Below are 15,823 nucleotides of genomic sequence, written 5' to 3'. Positions count from 1 at the left end.
CCCCGAGTGAGAGGACCGGGAATGCGGAAGCGAGGACGTGGCGGCCGGGTCGCGACCGCTTTCGCCATCGTCGTCTCGACCGTCGCCGCCGTGGGAACGTGGACGGAGGAGCCGTCCAGTCCGGCGGCCGGCGATTCGCAGCGCCCGCAGCCGGCCGTGACACACCAGGTCACGCTGCTGACCGGCGACCGGGTGACGGTACGGACCGGTGACAGGCCATCCGTACAGGTCGTCCGCGGACCCGGCCGGGCGGAAGTCCCGTACGCGGTGAAGGCGTACGCCGGACACGTGTTCGTGGAGCCGGCCGACGCCGCGAGCCTGATCGCCAGGGGACGGCTCGACGAGCGGCTGTTCGACGTGAGCCGGCTGGCGGCGTGGGGGTACGACGACGCGCACACGGCCGACATCCCGGTCATCACCAAGGGCGCCGCCGTCCTGCCGTACGGTCACGGCACGAAGAATCTGCCCGCGTTGGGCATGTCGGCGACCCGCGTGCCGAAGTCGAACGCCGGGGCGGCCTGGCGCGACCTCACCGCAGGAGCCGCCGAGCCCACCACGTTCGCCACGGCGACGACGAAGATGTGGCTGGACGGCAGGTCGCGGGTCACCGACGACGTGAGCGCCGCTCAGGTGGGCGCGCCCACGGCATGGAGCAGGGGGCTGACCGGCGACGGCGTCACCGTCGCGGTGCTCGACAGCGGGTACGACCCGGCGCATCCCGACCTCGGCGGCGTGGTGACGCAGAGCCGCGGGTTCACCGACGAGGGCGCGGCGGATGTGACGGATCGCTTCGGGCACGGCACCCACGTCGCGTCGATCCTGGCCGGTTCGGGCGCCGCGTCGAACGGGCGGTACAAGGGCATCGCGCCCGGTGCGAAGCTCGCGATCGGGAAGGTCTGCGACGACGCGGGGTGGTGCGACTCGTCGTGGGTGCTGGCCGGCATGGTCTGGGCGGCGCAGACGGCCAAGGCACGAGTGGTCAACCTGAGCCTCGGCGGCGCCGACTCGCCCGGCGTCGACCCGCTCGAAGAGGCGGTCGACACGCTCACCGCACAGACCGGGACGCTCTTCGTGATCGCGGCGGGCAACGACGGGCGGGACGGCACGATCGAGTCGCCGGGCGGCGCGGACGCGGCGCTCACCGTCGGTGCGGTCGACTCCACCGACGCGCTCGCGCCGTTCTCCTCCCGCGGCCCGCGCGTCGGCGACCACGCCGTCAAACCCGACGTCACCGCGCCGGGCGTGGAAATCACCGCGGCCAAGGCGGCCGGTTCGGATCTCGGCACGCCCGTGGGCACGGCGTACCAGAGGCTGTCCGGCACGTCGATGGCGACCCCGCACGTGGCGGCGGCCGCGGCGATCGTGGCGCAGCAGCACCCGGACTGGACGGCCCCGCGGCTGAAGGCCGCGCTGACCGGTTCCGCGCATCCCGGCGCCGACAGGTCCGCGTATCACGAGGGCACCGGACGTCTCGACATCGCGCGGGCCGTCACCCAGCAGGTCGCCGCGACGCCGAGCAGCGTGTCGGCGGCGCTGGCCTGGCCGCACGCCGCCGGGCAGTCGGCGGCCCGTGCGTACACGTACGCCAACGACGGCACCGCCCCGGTCACGCTGGCGCTGCGCACGTCTGGCGTTCCGTCCAACCTCGTCCGGTTGAGCCCGTCATCGGTGACGCTGCAGCCAGGCGCGACCGCGCGGGTCACCGCGACCATCGGGGCCGACGGCGTGGCCCCGGGCACCTACAGTGGGCTGATCACCGCCACCTCCGCGGACGGGAAGGTCGTGGTGCGTACGGGCGTCGGCGCATACATCGAGCCGGAGGCGTACGACGTCACGGTCTCGGCGGTCGGCCGCGACGGACAGCCGAACGACACCGGGGTCGACTTCTTCGACCCGGCGACGGGTGCCGTCACCCGGGCGCAGACCGCGGGCGGCACGGCGACCGTACGGCTGCGGGCGAAGCGGTACATCGTCCACGCCGCCGTCTTCACCCAGGGGACGGACGTCAGCAGCCTGCTCCAGCCGTACACCGTCGGCGTGAGCGACCATCACGTCACGCTCGACGCCCGTGCGGCGAAACCGGTCACGGTCACCATCGACCGGGCCGACGCGACCGCCACGCTGGATGCGATGTCCGCCTACAACGGCCGGGGCGGGGCCTTCGTCGGCATCGGTGGCGGCAGGCCCGGACGGGTGAGCGTGCTGCCGGTCCAGGACCACGACGTCGTCTTCAACGTCCAGTCGCTGTGGACACGGCAGGACGCGACCGAGACCGCGCCCAGTGCGTACCGGTACGACCTGGCCGACGTCGTCCGCGGCCAGGTGCCGGCCGACCCGACGTACCACCACAGGACGGCCGAGCTGGCCGCGATCCGGATGAACTGGCGGACACCGGCCGCGGAGACCATCGGCAGCCACGTCTGGGCGCCCGTGCTGCCCGACGTCTTCCTGTCGGTGGGCACCGGGATACCGATGCGACTGCCGGCGGCGCAGACGGAATACGTCACCCCGCGGCAGACCTACTCGCGGTCGCTGTACTGCGGTCCGGACGACCGGAGCCTGCTGCAGGGGAGCACGCTCACCGCGCCCAACGCCTCGTACGCCGCCAAGGCGTATGCGGAGACGTGGAACGCGGCGGCGGTCGGCCCCGCCTTCCCCGGCACCGGAGGCGGCGACCGCACCGGCGACGTGCTGACCTACGGCGGCGACGGGCTGTTCAGCGACGCGGCCTCCGGGCACGTCGGCAGGGACGTGCGGGCCACCGGCACGGTCCGGCTCACACGCGGTTCGACGGTGGTCAAGACGGCGACGCTGAACGGCGGGTACGCGGCCCTGACGGCGACGCTGCCCGCGGCTCCGGCGACCTACACGTTGAGCGTGTCGGCCCAGCGGCCAGTGGCACCGTCCACCGCGGTGACCACGGCGTGGACGTTCAGGTCGGGGCACACCGCGAACCGGCGTCCGCTGCCGCTGCAGGCGGTGCGGTTCCCGGTGCCGGGGCTCGACGACGCCAACCAGGCCGCGGCGGGCGCGACGGTGCGCCTCCCGGTGCGGGTCGTCCGAAACCCGGGCGCCCCGTCGGCGCCGGTCGCCGAACTCACGGTGCAGATCTCCACCGACGACGGTAGGACCTGGCAGAACGTACCGGTCGCACGCTCCGGCGGCGGCTGGGTCGCCACCGTGACCAACCCGGCGACGGCCGGGTACGTCTCGCTGCGGGCCACCGCCACCGACAGCGCGGGCGACTCGGTAGAGCAGACGATCGTACGGGCGTACTCGATCCGCTGATCACTCATTCGGTGTACGGCCAGGCCGGGAGCCGCCCCCCGGCCTGGCCGTATTCCGTGTCGGTGGTCAGCGCGTACAGCCGTAGTGGAAGAGCTGCGGAGCCATCGAGGAAGCGCCGGCGTTCGGCACCTCCATCCGCCCGGCCGCCCACACGTTCGTGGCGGAACTCGCGGAGACCGACGACAGCTCTGCGGAGTCGGCCGGGGAGCCGCCGGGCGCGGGCACCGCCGTCCACTTCTGCCCGTCCCAGTGCTCGATGAGGTTGGCGCCCCCGTTACCGGGTGGTGTGGGGCCCTGCTTGTAGGCGCCGACCGCCCAGGCGTCCGAGGGGGAGATGGCGGCCACCGAGGAGAGCGTGCCGACCGGCGAGTTGCCCGGGACGGGCGCCGGAAGGATCGTCCACTTGGCGCCGTCCCAGTGCTCGGTCAGCGGCTGTATGCCGTTCGGTCCCTTCCAGGCGCCGACCGCCCACAGATCGTGGGCGGACGTCGCCGACAAGCCGCTGATGGTCCAGTTGCCGGCGCCCGTGGGCAGGGGCATCGGCACGACGGACCACTTGGCGCCGTCCCAGTGCATCGCGTCCTCACCACCCTGGATGCCGGCCGCGAGCCAGATGTCGTTCTTGGCCCGGCCGTACAGCGCGGTGATGACGGGAACGGCCGACGTCTGTGCGAGCGGATAGTCGACGTAGGCCCAGGACTTACCGTCCCAGTGCTCCACCAGGCTCGGGTGCAGGCCGCTGCCGCCGACCGGCCGGGCCACGCTGATCCAGGCGTCCGTGGCCGAGAAGGCTGCGAGGCCGGTCACCGTCCCGCCCGGATCCTGCTGGGCTGGAAAGCTCAGCGCCGGGCTGATCGTCCACCGGCTGCCGTCCCAGTGCTCGACCAGCGGGCTGAAGGGCGCGCTCATGTAGTATCCCGCGGCCCACCCGTCATCGGGCGAGTCGAACTTCAGGCTGGTCAGCGTCGCCAGGCCGGAACCCGGATCGAGCGGGACGCTCGGGCTGTGGCTTCGTACCCAGTTGGATCCGTCATACCGCTCTATGTCGGAGACGTTGTTGCCGGAGGGATAGGGAGCCTGCGTCCAGGACCTGTCGGTGGCCGTGATCCAGACGCTGTGGTCGGACAGGGCGTCCACCGCGCCGATCGGGGCGCTGGTGTACACCTGACCGGAGTTCGAAGAACTCAGATTGAACGCCTCGGCGTTGTTGGGTGCCTTGACGGCCGACCAGGTGGCGTGACACGAACTCGCCGCTCGCGACGCGGTGGGCGTGTCCGCCGACACCGCGCCGGCCGGGACGGCGATCAGGGCGATGCCCAGGGACATCGCGGCGATGGCCGGCCGGGCCGAGGCCCCGGGTTTCCGCCACGGAAGAATCTTCATTCTGAACATCTGGCGCCTTTTCGTTCGGAGGCCTAGAAGGCGTCTGTGCCGTTGGGGGTGCCGAGTCCGGTCGGACCGTCGTAGCCGCGTCCGGCCGTGCAGAGATAGGCCGGGTAGCAGCTCGCATTGGTGCCGCTCGTGACGTCGAAGAGCCGCGTGCGATGGGCGTAGGGGTAGGCCGCGGCGTTCACCGTCGCGGCGTTCCCGGCGAGGGCGTAGACGGCAGCGATGATCGGTGACGATGCGCTCGTTCCGCCCACGGTGACCCACCCGCCGACGCCGTAGGTGTCATAGACCGCGACACCGGTGTAGGGGTCGGCCACGGCGGCCACGTCCGCCACCGTACGGTGCGTGCAGACCTTGTCGGTCTGCCAGGCGGGCTTGGCGAACTGGGTGGAGCATCCGCTGCCGGCGCCCCACCAGGCGGTCTCCTGCCAGCCCCGCGCGTTGTCCGCCGGCCACAGCGTCGTCCCGCCGACCGCGATCACGTGCTCGGACGCGGCCGGGTAGCCCACGCCGAGCCCGGAGTCGCCCGATGACGCGGTGATGGCGATGCCCGGATGGTCGAAGTGGCCCTCCATATGGGCCACCCCCACGTACTCGGGTTCGCCGTAACTGTTCGAGATGGCGTTCGCGTGCAGCGCGGCGGCGGTGTCCACCGAGGCCCCCAGGCTCTCGTCCTGGTTGTCGTCCGCCTCGACCAGCAGGATGTGACAGTTCGGGCAGACCGCCGAGGCCATCTGGACGTCCAGCGACTCCTCCAGGGCCCACCCGCTGTCGGGCGACGGGAGCGGTGTGGCGGCGCCTCGCTGGTTGACCTTGTGGAAGCAGCCGTTGGCCTCCGTGCAGGGCGGGAGCCCGTACTGGCGGCGGTAGACCGCCAGGTCGGCCTCCGCGTTCGGGTCGTCGAACGCGTCGACGATCGCGATGGTCTGTCCGGTGCTGCCCTTCGCCGCCGACGCGAGGCGGTATGCGGCCTGCAGGTCCGCGGGCCCGTATCCGACCGGGCTCGTTGCGGTCAGAGCCGGTCCGGCGGTTCCGGAGGTGCGCACCACCGCCATGCAGCTCGGGCGCCCCGGCGAGGGCGTGCCACACGCGTTACGTACGGAAGGGGCCGCAGCGGTCGCGTCCGCGGGCCGGGGACCGGTGTCGGCGCGCGTGCTGCCGCCGGCGAGCAGGGCCGCCGCGCAGACGGCCGCGCCCAGCAGGGCGCCGCGGCGCCGCGCGTGACGTGAGGATCGGCGTCGGTTCATCGGGGATCTCCTCACCGGCCGTGGGACACGGCGGCCGTGGTCGGCAGCGCGTAGGCGCGGATGATCGTCTGTGACAGCGCACTTCCGGAGGTGTCGGACAACCGGGTCCGGAGTGAGACGTAACCGGTGGACTTCCCGCCCGCGGGCGGACCGGCGGGCACCGTCACCGCGAAGCCGCCGTGGTCCGCCCGTACGTCACTGACGGCGGCCCAGGTCGCTCCGTCGTCGAAGGAGACCTCGACCGCCGCCTTCGTCACCGGCGAGGCATTCGTCTCATGCGCCTGGTGGTAGCCGGTGAGCCGGAACGTCTCCGGCCGGGACGCCGGCGCCCGGCCCGACTGGTCGACGTCGAGGCCGTAGCTCGCGAAGACCAGTGGGAGCAGCGAACATCCGCGGGTGACGTCCGGACCGCAGTACTCGAACGATGGGATCTTGTCCGGCCGGTCGGGGTGCCGCGACGTGAACGTCCACACCGATTCCACCGTGGAGTCCAGCGGCGACCCGGTCGCGGCGGGATGCGTGACCCAATCGATCTTGTACGAGGCGCTGCCCGGGAGCATCGGGAAGATGCCGCCGGAGCGCGGCTGTTCCTGCGTCAGCACGTCGTCGCGGTAGAACTTCAGGTCCTCGCCCGTTCTCGGGAGATACGCCCAGTGGCCCGCCGCGTCGCCGTAGTCGGTGACGTCGAAGAGCATGGTGTCGTCCTGCCGGCACACCGGGCACATGGAGCTGTGTCCGTCTCCGGCGGCGCTGGGCGCCACCAGTCCGGACTCGGCCGTGGGAGTGGGCACCAGCGGGCCCGCCAGCCAGCTCTCGCTCGTCCGCCGGCCGGGCTCGTACGCGCGGGCGGTGCCGATGACCGACGCCGCGGCGTCGTTGACGTCGTCGAAGACCGCGGGTTGCCAGGCCGGCGAGCCCGCGCCGCCGAAGTAGTTGGTGCGCGTCCCCGGAAGGGCGAAGTTGTACACGCTGAGGTAGGTGTCGTACGGGCTCCAGGAGTGATGGGGTGAGAAGTACTCGGCCCCCTGACCCGGCTGGTCGGCGGCATAGTTCTCCTGGACCGTGGCGAGATCGCCGGCGCCGAGGTCGTGATCGAGCCGTGCCGGCACGCCTTCGTCGCCGGCGTAGTCCAGGTAGTAGGCGTAGGCGGGATTCGCGCCGAAACCGCGCCCCGGTGGCTCGAGCAACCACGAATCCGCGAAATGAAGGGCCCCGACGCCGTGCGCGCCGGTCGGCGTCGCGAAGGCGCGCAGATCCGGGTACTCCTGCCCGGGCCCGAACACCTGCAGCAGTTCCGACCGGCCGAACCCGAGAACGGTGCCCGCGAACGCCCGGCCGTCGGCCCCCTCACGCGTGTAGCTGAGGCCGACCATCCCGGTCTCGGCCGGCCGGGGCGTCGTGATCGTCATCGGCTTGGCGGTGCGCGCGTCGGCGGTCACCGACCGGTCCCGGCGGACGGAGACGTCGGGCAGCGCCACGAACGTCGAGTTCTGGAACAACGACGAGGCGACCGGCGTCCCGACGAACGCCTCGATGCTGTACCGGCCGGCCGGCACGCTCAAGGCGACCGGCTGGCCGGGCGCCACCCAGCTGACGCTCCAGTAGTGCCGCAGGTCGTCCAGGTTCTGGACGTCGATCCGCGCGTATCCCGGCTGACCGTCCCGCTCGATGGCGTCGATCGTCAGCGTGTACAGCCGGACCCCGTTCGCCGCGTTGTCACCGCCGTCCGGCGTGCCGCCCACCGTGGCCGGCGGTGCCGCCGGCCGGCCGGTAGTCGGGGCGGCCCCGCCGGATGCCGGGAGGAGCGGTCCAGACTCGGGCACGGCGAGCGAGACGGCGTTCACGTCGTTCAGGCCACCGGCCTTCCCGGTGATCCTGGCCGACGTGCGCCCTGCGGGGACGTGCCGGTCGGCGGCGAACCTGGAGGCCAGAGCCGCGCCGAACGCCGTGGCCCGCGACTTGTCGACGGTGCCCGAGGTCGTCCTCCCCTTGATGGGGGCGGTGACTCCCGGCGCGGCGACCGGGTGCCGGTCCGTCTTCCAGCCGACCGTGACCGGGATGGCCTTCTGACGGGTGTCGTCGAAGCCGAGCCGGGTCAGCAGGCTGACGTCGAACAACCGCCGATCGAGCAGCGTTCCCAGGTACGGGCCCGCGTCACGCGGCACCACGTACAGGTCGCCGCTCACGGTGAACGTGTCGACCAGGGGCACGGCGCCCGACGCGCTCGGGGTGACGGAGACCTGCTGGTGACCTGCGGCGCCGTTGACGTGAACGCGCTCACCGGTGATCAGCGTCACGGTCGTACCGCCGCGCCCGCCAGCGGTCGCGGCGGCCTGGGCCGCGGACGCCTGCGGCAGCACGCTCAGCGGGCCGGCGGGGTCGGCCGGTGCGGTCCTCCCGCCCGAGAGGGCCGCCGCGGAACCACCGGCACATCCCAGGAGGGTCGCCGCGAGCGCGGCGGAGAGCAACCAGCCCCTCTTCCGGCGTCTCGTCGATCTCGGCGCCGTGCGCCCAGGAGGTTCTGACCACTGCATGAACGGTGACTCCTTACCGAGCCCGATCGGTGCCCCCACCCGGCCGGAGATAACCATGATCATCTGCAGGATGGCCCGGAGATCCGGCAATTGGAAGATCTTGGTGTGGCGAGGATCCGCCGACGACGTCTTCCCGCCAGTCCCGTGCGATGCCGGCGGTGAGTGGCCCGCCTCGGGCTTACGAGCGGTGTCTCGGCCACGCCGATCGAGTTGCTGGAGGCCGGCGCCGGGAGGTACCGGGGTGGCCCCGGGTGGCGGCTCGTGATCCGCAATATCGGGGACACCGCGGTCACAGCATGTTCTACTCGCGGTTGGTGCATCGGGCGGCAGGGGTGCTCGGCGGTGAAGCGGGTACGCCGAACCGGGTGCTCGTGAACGGCGAGCCGCATCCGCAGCCGGTGGGACGGCACGACCTGCTGCCCGGCGACGTGATCGAGATCGAGTTGCCGAGCGGGGGTGGGAAGTTCCCCGCCGCGGAGCGTTCCCCCGAGGCGATCCTGGCCGACCTGGCCGAGGGAATCCTCACCCCGGAGGGTGCCCGGGGCACAGTACGGCTGGAGCGAGTGATGGGGCTGCTGGACGGAAAGATCGCGATCGTCACCGGTGCCGGGACCGGGATCGGCCGGGCGTCGGCGGCCCGGCTGGCGGCGGAGGGCGCGAAGGTCGTGCTCGTGGGCCGGCGCCGGCACGTGCTCGATGAGGTGGCCACGGTCATCAAGGAGGCCGGTGGCGAAGCGTTCGTGAAGGCCACCGACATCGAGGACGGCGACGAGGTCCGGGATCTGGTGGCGTGGACCCGGGACCGAGTCGGCCCGGTGGACATCCTGGTCAACAACGCCGGCAGCGCCGGCAAGGTGCGCAACGTGCGCTGGATCGAAGAGGAGGAGTGGAACGCGGTGCTGGGTGTCAACCTGACCGCGGTCTATCTCCTCACGCAGGCCGTTCTGCCGGACATGCTGGCCCGGGGCGACGGAACGATCGTGACGGTGTCCTCGCTCGCCGCCGCACGGCCCAACCTGTTGGGCGGAGCGGCCTACGGCGCGGCGAAGGCGGGGGCCCGCAATTTCATGACCTACCTGCACAACACATTCCGCAACGACGGTATCCGGGCGACCTGCATTCTGCCCGGCGAGGTGAACACACCGATCTTGGACAACCGGCCGAGCCCGCCGAGCGAGCAGGTCCGCGCGGAGATGGTCCAGCCCGACGACGTCGCCCGGGCCGTCCTGCTGGCCGCGTCGCTGCCGCCGCGCACGGTGATCGAAGAGCTGGTCATCGCGCCGACGAAGCTGCGGGACACGTCGGAGGACATCGAGATCAGCCGCTGGACCGGTGCGCCGGAAGAAGATCTGCCGAACGGATCTTGACGCTACGCGATGACCGGCCGGCGCGTCGGCTATCTCGCCGGACCGCCGGGACTGGCGGCGCTGTAGCGACGACTGGGGACTGGGGAGAAGAAGCGGGCAATGCGCAGCGACACCGAACGCAATCGCAGACAGCTCATCCGGGCGGCGGCAGAGTTGTTCGCGTCCTCACCGGGCCCGGTGAAGATGTCGGACATAGCCAAGGCGGCCGAGGTGTCAACGGCCACCGCTTACCGGCAGTTCGCGTCCATGGAGGAGATTCTCGACGCGTTCCGCCTCGACGTCGGCCGCAAGCTGCAGGATTTCAGCAAGGAACAGACCACGCACGGCATGGCCAAGGTCGAGGCGGTCTCGCGGCACTGGGTGTCGCTCGTACTCGAACACGGCGGTGCGATGGTCGGGCAGCGGTCCCGCCGCGGATACCTCGACCGGTTGTGGGACGGCACCGAGTACCTCATTCCCCAGGCCGACGCGGTCCGGGGGCCGCTCAGCGAGACCGCGCAGGAACTCGGACTGCCGGATCTGGGCGACGAGTCGGTGTTCCTGTGGAACCTGCTGTTCGACCCGCGCGAAATCCTCGATCTGGTCAACACGGTCGGCCTCACCGAGCAGGAGGTCGGCACCCAACTCGTGTCCGCGCTGCGCGGCGCCCTCATCGGCTGGGCCGAGACGCGCGGCCTCGAGGGCGGGAAGAAGCGGAGCAGGGAATGAACCAGCGCGTGCTCAGCACTCGCGCGACCCTGCCCGGCCGCGGGCTGGAACGGCTGGCGGCACAGGCCGACCTGGTCCGCTGGCCCGGCACGGGCCGGCCCGAACCGGCCGAACTGCACCGGCTGGCGGCCGGCGCCGGCGCGATCGTGTGCCTCGGCAACGAGCGGGTGGACGCGGCGCCGCTGGACGCGGCCGGTCCGGACCTGCGGGTGGTCGGCCTCGCGAGCATGGGCTTCGACGGCGTGGACCAGCAGGCGGCGCGGGACCGGGGCGTCGTGGTGACCCACACGCCGGGCGTGCTCGCCGAGACCACCGCGGACCTCGCCTTCGCCTGATCCTCGCCGCCCGGCGCCGGCTCGGTGCCGCCCGCGACTCGCTGCACGCGGGCGAATGGGGTCTTTTCCGGATGGGCGACCATCTCGGGCTCGACGTCCACGATGCGACCCTCGGCCTCGTCGGCTGTGAGTCACACCTTTCCGCTGGCCGAGGCGAGGGCCGCGTTCGAGCCGGCCGGACTGGTCATCACTCGCTGTGCAGTACCTCCGCGATGGTCAGCCGTGCGGCCGCCCCTGCCGGGACGAGCGCCCCGAGCGCGGCGATGACGACACCGGCGAGAGCGAGCAGCCCTAGCATCGGCGTACTCCAGACGTCGATGATGGAACCGGGGAGGTCGAACCGGGCCGCGCGCCCTGTGATCGGAATGATCAACCGGTGCGCGGCGACCCCGAGTGGCACGCCGAGAACCCCGCCGATCGCCCCCAGCGCGGCCATGGACGTCACCACCATCGCCGTCACCTGACGGGGCGTCATCCCGATGGACTTGAGCATGCCCAGATCCCGGCGCCGCTCGCGGGTGTTGAGGACGACGGTGTTGACGACCCCCAGCACCGACACCGCGCCCAGCATCAACGTGATGAGCGAGGAAAAGCTGATGATGACCAACGCGGTGGTGGAGGCGCTGGGCGGCTGTCCCCGGGACAGGCCCGGATCTGCCGCCAGGGCCTTGGCGAGGTAGGCATTGGCGTCGGTGCCGGGCGCGAGTTGGACGTCGTAACTCCGGGCCGCGGCCCGCGGCGAGAGCCGCTCGAGCGTCGTCCAGTCGGCGAAGGAGTCACCCGGGCCGGCCAGGACCTCACCGACGATCGTCAGATGGGTCTGCCGGCCGCCCAGCGCCAGGGTGAGACCGTCCCCTACCGCGAGACCGCTTTGGTACAGCTGTCCCGACGACAGCACGATCTCGCCCGGCCCGCGGTACCAGCGTCCGTCAACGACCTTGAACCCGAAGTTCGAGGTGCTACCCCGGTAGAAGACGGTGTCGATGCGCCGCGCGGAACCCGCGATGGCGAGGGCGGCATGTGTCTCGGCGGTCACGTTGACCGCGCCCGGCAGCGAGCGCAGCCGCGCCTGCGTCCCCGCGTCACCGAGCTTCGTCGCGGCCCGGCCCGTCTCGGGACCCGTCCGGCCTCCCGCCAGCAGCACGGCCTGGATGCCCGCGCTGTTGTGGCCGGGGTCGTCGTTCTGGAGCCTGGTCAACGAGGCCGAAACGCCGATCGCGAACGTCACGCTGGCGACGCCGAGCACCACGGTCACCATCGTCAGGGCGCTGCGGGCCGGCCGTGCGAACGGCAGGCCGAGGCCGAGGCTGACCGAGCGCGGCAGCCGCGTGCCGCTGAGCCGGCGCTGGACGCGCAGACCGCGCCCGGCCTGCTGCCTGCTGCCCGCGCTGATCGCCTCCACGGCGGACACCCGGTGCGCGCGGAGCGCCGGAACGAGCGCGGCCAGCCCGGCCAGGACGGGCACCCCCAGCAGACAGGCGGCGTCCACCCAGGGGCTCACTCTCGCGGGAAGGATGACACCCGCCGAGATGAACGACTCGAAGGCCTTCTTCAGCAGCGGCTTGGCGAGGAGGTCGCCGAGGGCGGTGCCGACCACGCAGCCGAGGATCGCCGGGACGCACACCATCAGCAGGTAGACCGCGACCACCTGGTTCGGGGTGAACCCCATGGCCTTGAGCACTCCGATGTGCCGGAACCCGGCCACCACCGCGCCGCTGACCACATTGATGATGATCACGATGGCAACGGTGAGCCCGAGGACACCGAAGACCAGCAGGAAGGGAACGAGGGTACCGGGCCCGGAGTCGACCCGGTCCTTGACGCTGAGGTACGACGTCGAGTTGAGCAGCGCTCCCCGCGGCAGGCCGTCGGTGACGGGGGCGAGGTCGGTACGGATCTCGGCGCTCGTCGCGGCAGAGGTGAAGCGGTAGTCCATCTGGGTGCCGGTCGGGTGCAGGGCCGCGATCTGGCTGGGCGCGACCCAGGCGTCGGCGGTGCGGGTGATGCTGGAGGCCATGCCGACGACGGTGAGCGTCGGGCCGGACGAGATCGCGATCTTCGCGCCGACGGACGAGTTCCCCGCAAGAGGGGGCGCTTCCAGGACGATCTGGCCAGGGCGGGTGGCCCAGTGGCCCGCCCAGAGGTTCAGCCGGTCCACCGGACCGGCCGGATCGGCCCGGCCGACCACGGTGATGCGATTGCCGGCCCTGACGATGTCGGCGGTGGCCGGGACGTTGAGAACGGCCTGGCCGAAGGGGCCCGCAAAGGCCTCGACACCGGCGCTGTGGGCGGTTCGGGCGAGTTGAGCGTCGGTGACCTTGCCGGCGTCGAAGGCCGCGGTGACGTGCGCGCCACTCTGCCTGCTGAAGGCCTGGTCGAAGGGGCCCGAGGAGACGGCCAGCAGCCCCAGCGCGACCACCAGGGTCGCGGTCGAGAGCAGGACGGTGACACCGATCACGAGCGTCTGGAGTCTGCGCCGCCGCACCGCGGCACGGGCAGCGCGCCACACCGCGCTCATGCGGTGCGCTCCAGGCTGCTCTGGCGGGCTATCCGGCCGTCCGTGACCTCGACCAGACGGGTGGCGCACCGGGTCGCCAGCCGTGGGTCGTGGGTGACCATCAGCAGCGTTTGCCCGATCTGGTTCAGGTCGAGCAGCAGGTCCATCACCTGCTCGCCCGAGCGGCTGTCCAGCGCGCCGGTGGGCTCGTCCGCGAGCAGCAGCGCGGGCCGGTTCATCAGGGCCCGGGCGACCGCGACCCGTTGCCGCTCGCCGCCGCTCAGCGCCGCCGGATAGGTGTTCCTCCGGTCGGCGATCCCGAGTTCGTCGAGCAGCTCAAGCGCTCGCTTGCGCGCGTGCCGGGCCGGTGTGCCGGTCAGCTGCGCTGCCAGCGCCACGTTGTCCAGCGCCGGCAGATCGTCGAGGAGGTTGAAGAACTGGAAGATCATCCCGATGTGATGCCGCCGGAACAGCGCCAGCCCTGTCTCTCTCAGGGCCCCGAGATCCTCGCCGTGCACGACCACGGAGCCGGCGGTGGGCCGGTCGAGACCTGCGACCATGTTCAGCAGCGTCGACTTGCCGCACCCCGACGGCCCCATCACCGCGACCGCTTCCCCGGCCCGGATCTCCAGCGACACCCCGTCCAGCGCGGTGGTGTCGCCGAACTCCTTGCGCACGCCGTCCAGCCGCACGACGACCTGTCTCGTGCCGTTGTCTTGTTCCGTGTCGTCTTCGCTCGTCATGGCAGGAAGCTAAGCGCGGCCACAAGCGCTGATCGTCAGACCCCGGAGGTAACCTCCCGGCCGGGTCATACCGGGGATGTACGCGGCTGGACCTGGGGCATGACGCGGACCACGGCGAGCGCTGCGAGGATTGTCCGGTGTGGAGTTCCTGGACGGCCTGGCTGGCAGCCGCTCTGGCGGCGGCGTGCGCTGCCGCCGGGTGGCTGGCCATGGCGCTCGTCCGGGCCCGGCGCCTGCACCGCAAGGCCCTGGAGGAGCGCGGATGGCTCCTCGAACGGGAGCGGGAGAGCGCCGCCCGGGCCGCCGTCGACGCCGAGCACGCGCGGATCGCTCGAGAGCTGCACGACATCGTCAGCCACAACGTGAGCGTCATGGTGATCCAGGCCGCAGCCGCCCGGGACGTGCTGGGCGCCATGCCCGACGCGGCCGCGGCGGCGCTGCTCGCCGTCGAGACCGCCGGCCGCGACACGATGACGGAGCTGCGGCACTTGCTCGGTCTGCTCGCGCCCTCACAAAGCGGCGAGGACGAGGAAGACGAGATGGACCTGTCGCCGCAGCCCAGCCTCAGCCGCCTCAGCCCGCTGATCGACCGGATCGCGTTCGCCGGGCTACCCGTGGAGGTACGGATCTCGGGGGAACCCCGGCCGCTTCCCGCCGGGATCGACGCGACGGCCTACCGGATTGTTCAGGAGGCGCTGACCAATGCGCTCAAACACGGCGACGGGATCAAGGCCGAGGTGAGCGTGCGCTACGCGAACCACTACCTGCGCGTGGAGGTGCTCAACAGCGGACCCAGCGTGCTCACCGGCGGCACACCGTCGGCGAACAAGCCCGGGACCGGCGACGGGAAGACCGGAGCCGGGCGCGGGCTGCTCGGGCTCAAGGAGCGAGTGGCCGTCTACGGCGGGGACCTGGACGCCAGGCGGCGCCTCGGCGGTGGATACCGGGTCCGCGCACGCATCCCGTTGGACCGGCCATGACCGGCGCCGAGCCCGCGCCGCGCGTCCTCATCGCCGACGATCAGGCCCTGGTGCGCACCGGCTTCCGGCTGATCCTCACCTCCCGCGGCATCGACGTGGTCGGCGAAGCGTCCGACGGTGCCGAGGCCGTGACCGCGGCCCGCGAACTGAAGCCGGACGTGGTGCTCATGGACATCCGCATGCCGACCATGGACGGCCTGCGCGCAACGCGATGGATCCTTGATCAGGCCCCGCACTGCCGGGTGCTCATCCTCACCACCTTCGATCTCGACCGCTACGTCTACGACGCCCTTGCCGCCGGAGCCAGCGGCTTCCTCCTCAAGGACGTCACCCCCGCCCACCTGGCCGCCTCCGTCCGCCTCGTCAACACCGGCGACGCCCTCCTCGCACCGTCGATCACCCGCCGCCTCGTCGAACGCTTCGCGCACGGCGCCCCCAGCGAACGCGATCACGGGCACACCCGCCGGCCACCCGCGATCCACCGCGACCTCGCCCCGCTGACCCCCAGAGAACGACAGATCCTCACCCTCGTGGGGCGCGGGCTGTCCAACACCGAAATCGTCCGCGAGCTGACCATCAGCGAAGCCACCGTCAAAACCCACGTAACCCGCATCTTCGCCAAACTCGCCCTGCGTGACCGCGCCCAAGCCGTCGTCCTCGCCTACGAAACCGGACTCGTCGCACCAGGCGAATCCGGCGAATAGGCAGGGCGTCCCACAGTCCCGGATCCGCCTG

At 71.9% G+C, this 15,823-nt stretch carries 11 protein-coding genes; 6 read left to right on the top strand and 5 right to left on the bottom strand.

Annotated elements, in window-relative coordinates; genetic code table 11:
* Nucleotides 1–21: 21 nt before the first annotated feature.
* The gene (locus ABEA24_RS09960) at nucleotides 22–3,288 is read left to right on the top strand and encodes a S8 family serine peptidase (protein ID WP_345430411.1); all 3,267 of its coding nucleotides are present in this window, start codon (nucleotides 22–24) and stop codon (nucleotides 3,286–3,288) included.
* 66 nt (nucleotides 3,289–3,354) lie between these two features.
* Here ABEA24_RS09960 and ABEA24_RS09955 read toward each other — a convergent pair whose 3' ends face one another.
* Genes ABEA24_RS09955 through ABEA24_RS09945 form a run of 3 tightly spaced genes read right to left on the bottom strand, consistent with a single transcriptional unit; the run spans nucleotide 3,355 to nucleotide 8,392 of the window.
* A complete protein-coding gene (locus tag ABEA24_RS09955; protein WP_345430410.1) occupies nucleotides 3,355–4,671 on the bottom strand; it encodes a hypothetical protein in 1,317 nt (438 codons plus the stop codon).
* 32 nt (nucleotides 4,672–4,703) lie between these two features.
* Nucleotides 4,704–5,924 carry a S53 family peptidase gene (locus ABEA24_RS09950; protein WP_345430409.1) on the bottom strand — a complete coding sequence of 407 codons (1,221 nt, stop codon included), beginning with the start codon at nucleotides 5,922–5,924 and terminating at the stop codon, nucleotides 4,704–4,706.
* A gap of 11 nt (nucleotides 5,925–5,935) precedes the next feature.
* Nucleotides 5,936–8,392: a hypothetical protein gene (locus ABEA24_RS09945; RefSeq protein ID WP_345430408.1), complete on the bottom strand. Its 2,457-nt coding sequence runs from the start codon at nucleotides 8,390–8,392 to the stop codon at nucleotides 5,936–5,938.
* A 362-nt stretch (nucleotides 8,393–8,754) separates the two neighbouring features.
* Between ABEA24_RS09945 and ABEA24_RS09940 the strand changes: the two genes are divergently transcribed.
* From ABEA24_RS09940 to ABEA24_RS09930, 3 genes are all read left to right on the top strand, one after another.
* A complete protein-coding gene (locus ABEA24_RS09940) occupies nucleotides 8,755–9,825 on the top strand; it encodes an SDR family oxidoreductase (RefSeq protein ID WP_345430407.1) in 1,071 nt (356 codons plus the stop codon).
* Nucleotides 9,826–9,924: 99 nt separating this feature from the next.
* Nucleotides 9,925–10,533 (top strand): TetR/AcrR family transcriptional regulator, encoded by a 609-nt coding sequence (locus ABEA24_RS09935; RefSeq protein WP_345430406.1) that lies wholly within the window; start codon nucleotides 9,925–9,927, stop codon nucleotides 10,531–10,533.
* Nucleotides 10,530–10,868 (top strand): Rossmann-fold NAD(P)-binding domain-containing protein, encoded by a 339-nt coding sequence (locus tag ABEA24_RS09930; RefSeq protein ID WP_345430405.1) that lies wholly within the window; start codon nucleotides 10,530–10,532, stop codon nucleotides 10,866–10,868. Before ABEA24_RS09935 ends, ABEA24_RS09930 begins: the two co-directional genes overlap by 4 nt.
* Before the next feature lie 187 nt (nucleotides 10,869–11,055).
* Here ABEA24_RS09930 and ABEA24_RS09925 read toward each other — a convergent pair whose 3' ends face one another.
* Both ABEA24_RS09925 and ABEA24_RS09920 read right to left on the bottom strand, forming a co-directional pair.
* On the bottom strand, nucleotides 11,056–13,386 hold the full coding sequence (locus ABEA24_RS09925) for an ABC transporter permease (RefSeq protein ID WP_345430404.1): 2,331 nt from the start codon (nucleotides 13,384–13,386) through the stop codon (nucleotides 11,056–11,058).
* Nucleotides 13,383–14,108, bottom strand: coding sequence for an ABC transporter ATP-binding protein (locus ABEA24_RS09920; protein WP_345430403.1), 726 nt, complete (start codon nucleotides 14,106–14,108; stop codon nucleotides 13,383–13,385). The genes ABEA24_RS09925 and ABEA24_RS09920 overlap by 4 nt, the downstream gene beginning before the upstream one ends.
* 137 nt (nucleotides 14,109–14,245) lie before the next feature.
* Between ABEA24_RS09920 and ABEA24_RS09915 the strand changes: the two genes are divergently transcribed.
* Together ABEA24_RS09915 and ABEA24_RS09910 are read left to right on the top strand one after the other, a co-directional pair.
* Nucleotides 14,246–15,088, top strand: a complete 843-nt coding sequence (locus ABEA24_RS09915) for a sensor histidine kinase (protein ID WP_345430402.1) — start codon at nucleotides 14,246–14,248, stop codon at nucleotides 15,086–15,088.
* A complete protein-coding gene (locus ABEA24_RS09910) occupies nucleotides 15,085–15,792 on the top strand; it encodes a response regulator (RefSeq protein ID WP_345430401.1) in 708 nt (235 codons plus the stop codon). Before ABEA24_RS09915 ends, ABEA24_RS09910 begins: the two co-directional genes overlap by 4 nt.
* Nucleotides 15,793–15,823 lie beyond the last annotated feature (31 nt).

The organism is Actinoallomurus vinaceus, from assembly GCF_039542055.1.
In the GTDB taxonomy this organism is placed as follows: domain Bacteria; phylum Actinomycetota; class Actinomycetes; order Streptosporangiales; family Streptosporangiaceae; genus Actinoallomurus; species Actinoallomurus vinaceus.
This window is presented reverse-complemented; position numbering and strand designations above follow the sequence as displayed.

What these genes read in the sequence shown, in the direction of transcription:
- ABEA24_RS09960 (WP_345430411.1), top strand. Translation starts at nt 22, where the DNA reads ATGCGGAAGCGAGGACGTGGCGGCCGGGTCGCGACCGCTTTCGCCATC.
- ABEA24_RS09955 (WP_345430410.1), bottom strand. Translation starts at nt 4,671, where the DNA reads ATGAAGATTCTTCCGTGGCGGAAACCCGGGGCCTCGGCCCGGCCGGCC.
- ABEA24_RS09950 (WP_345430409.1), bottom strand. Translation starts at nt 5,924, where the DNA reads ATGAACCGACGCCGATCCTCACGTCACGCGCGGCGCCGCGGCGCCCTG.
- ABEA24_RS09940 (WP_345430407.1), top strand. Translation starts at nt 8,755, where the DNA reads ATGTTCTACTCGCGGTTGGTGCATCGGGCGGCAGGGGTGCTCGGCGGT.
- ABEA24_RS09935 (WP_345430406.1), top strand. Translation starts at nt 9,925, where the DNA reads ATGCGCAGCGACACCGAACGCAATCGCAGACAGCTCATCCGGGCGGCG.
- ABEA24_RS09930 (WP_345430405.1), top strand. Translation starts at nt 10,530, where the DNA reads ATGAACCAGCGCGTGCTCAGCACTCGCGCGACCCTGCCCGGCCGCGGG.
- ABEA24_RS09925 (WP_345430404.1), bottom strand. Translation starts at nt 13,386, where the DNA reads ATGAGCGCGGTGTGGCGCGCTGCCCGTGCCGCGGTGCGGCGGCGCAGA.
- ABEA24_RS09920 (WP_345430403.1), bottom strand. Translation starts at nt 14,108, where the DNA reads ATGACGAGCGAAGACGACACGGAACAAGACAACGGCACGAGACAGGTC.
- ABEA24_RS09910 (WP_345430401.1), top strand. Translation starts at nt 15,085, where the DNA reads ATGACCGGCGCCGAGCCCGCGCCGCGCGTCCTCATCGCCGACGATCAG.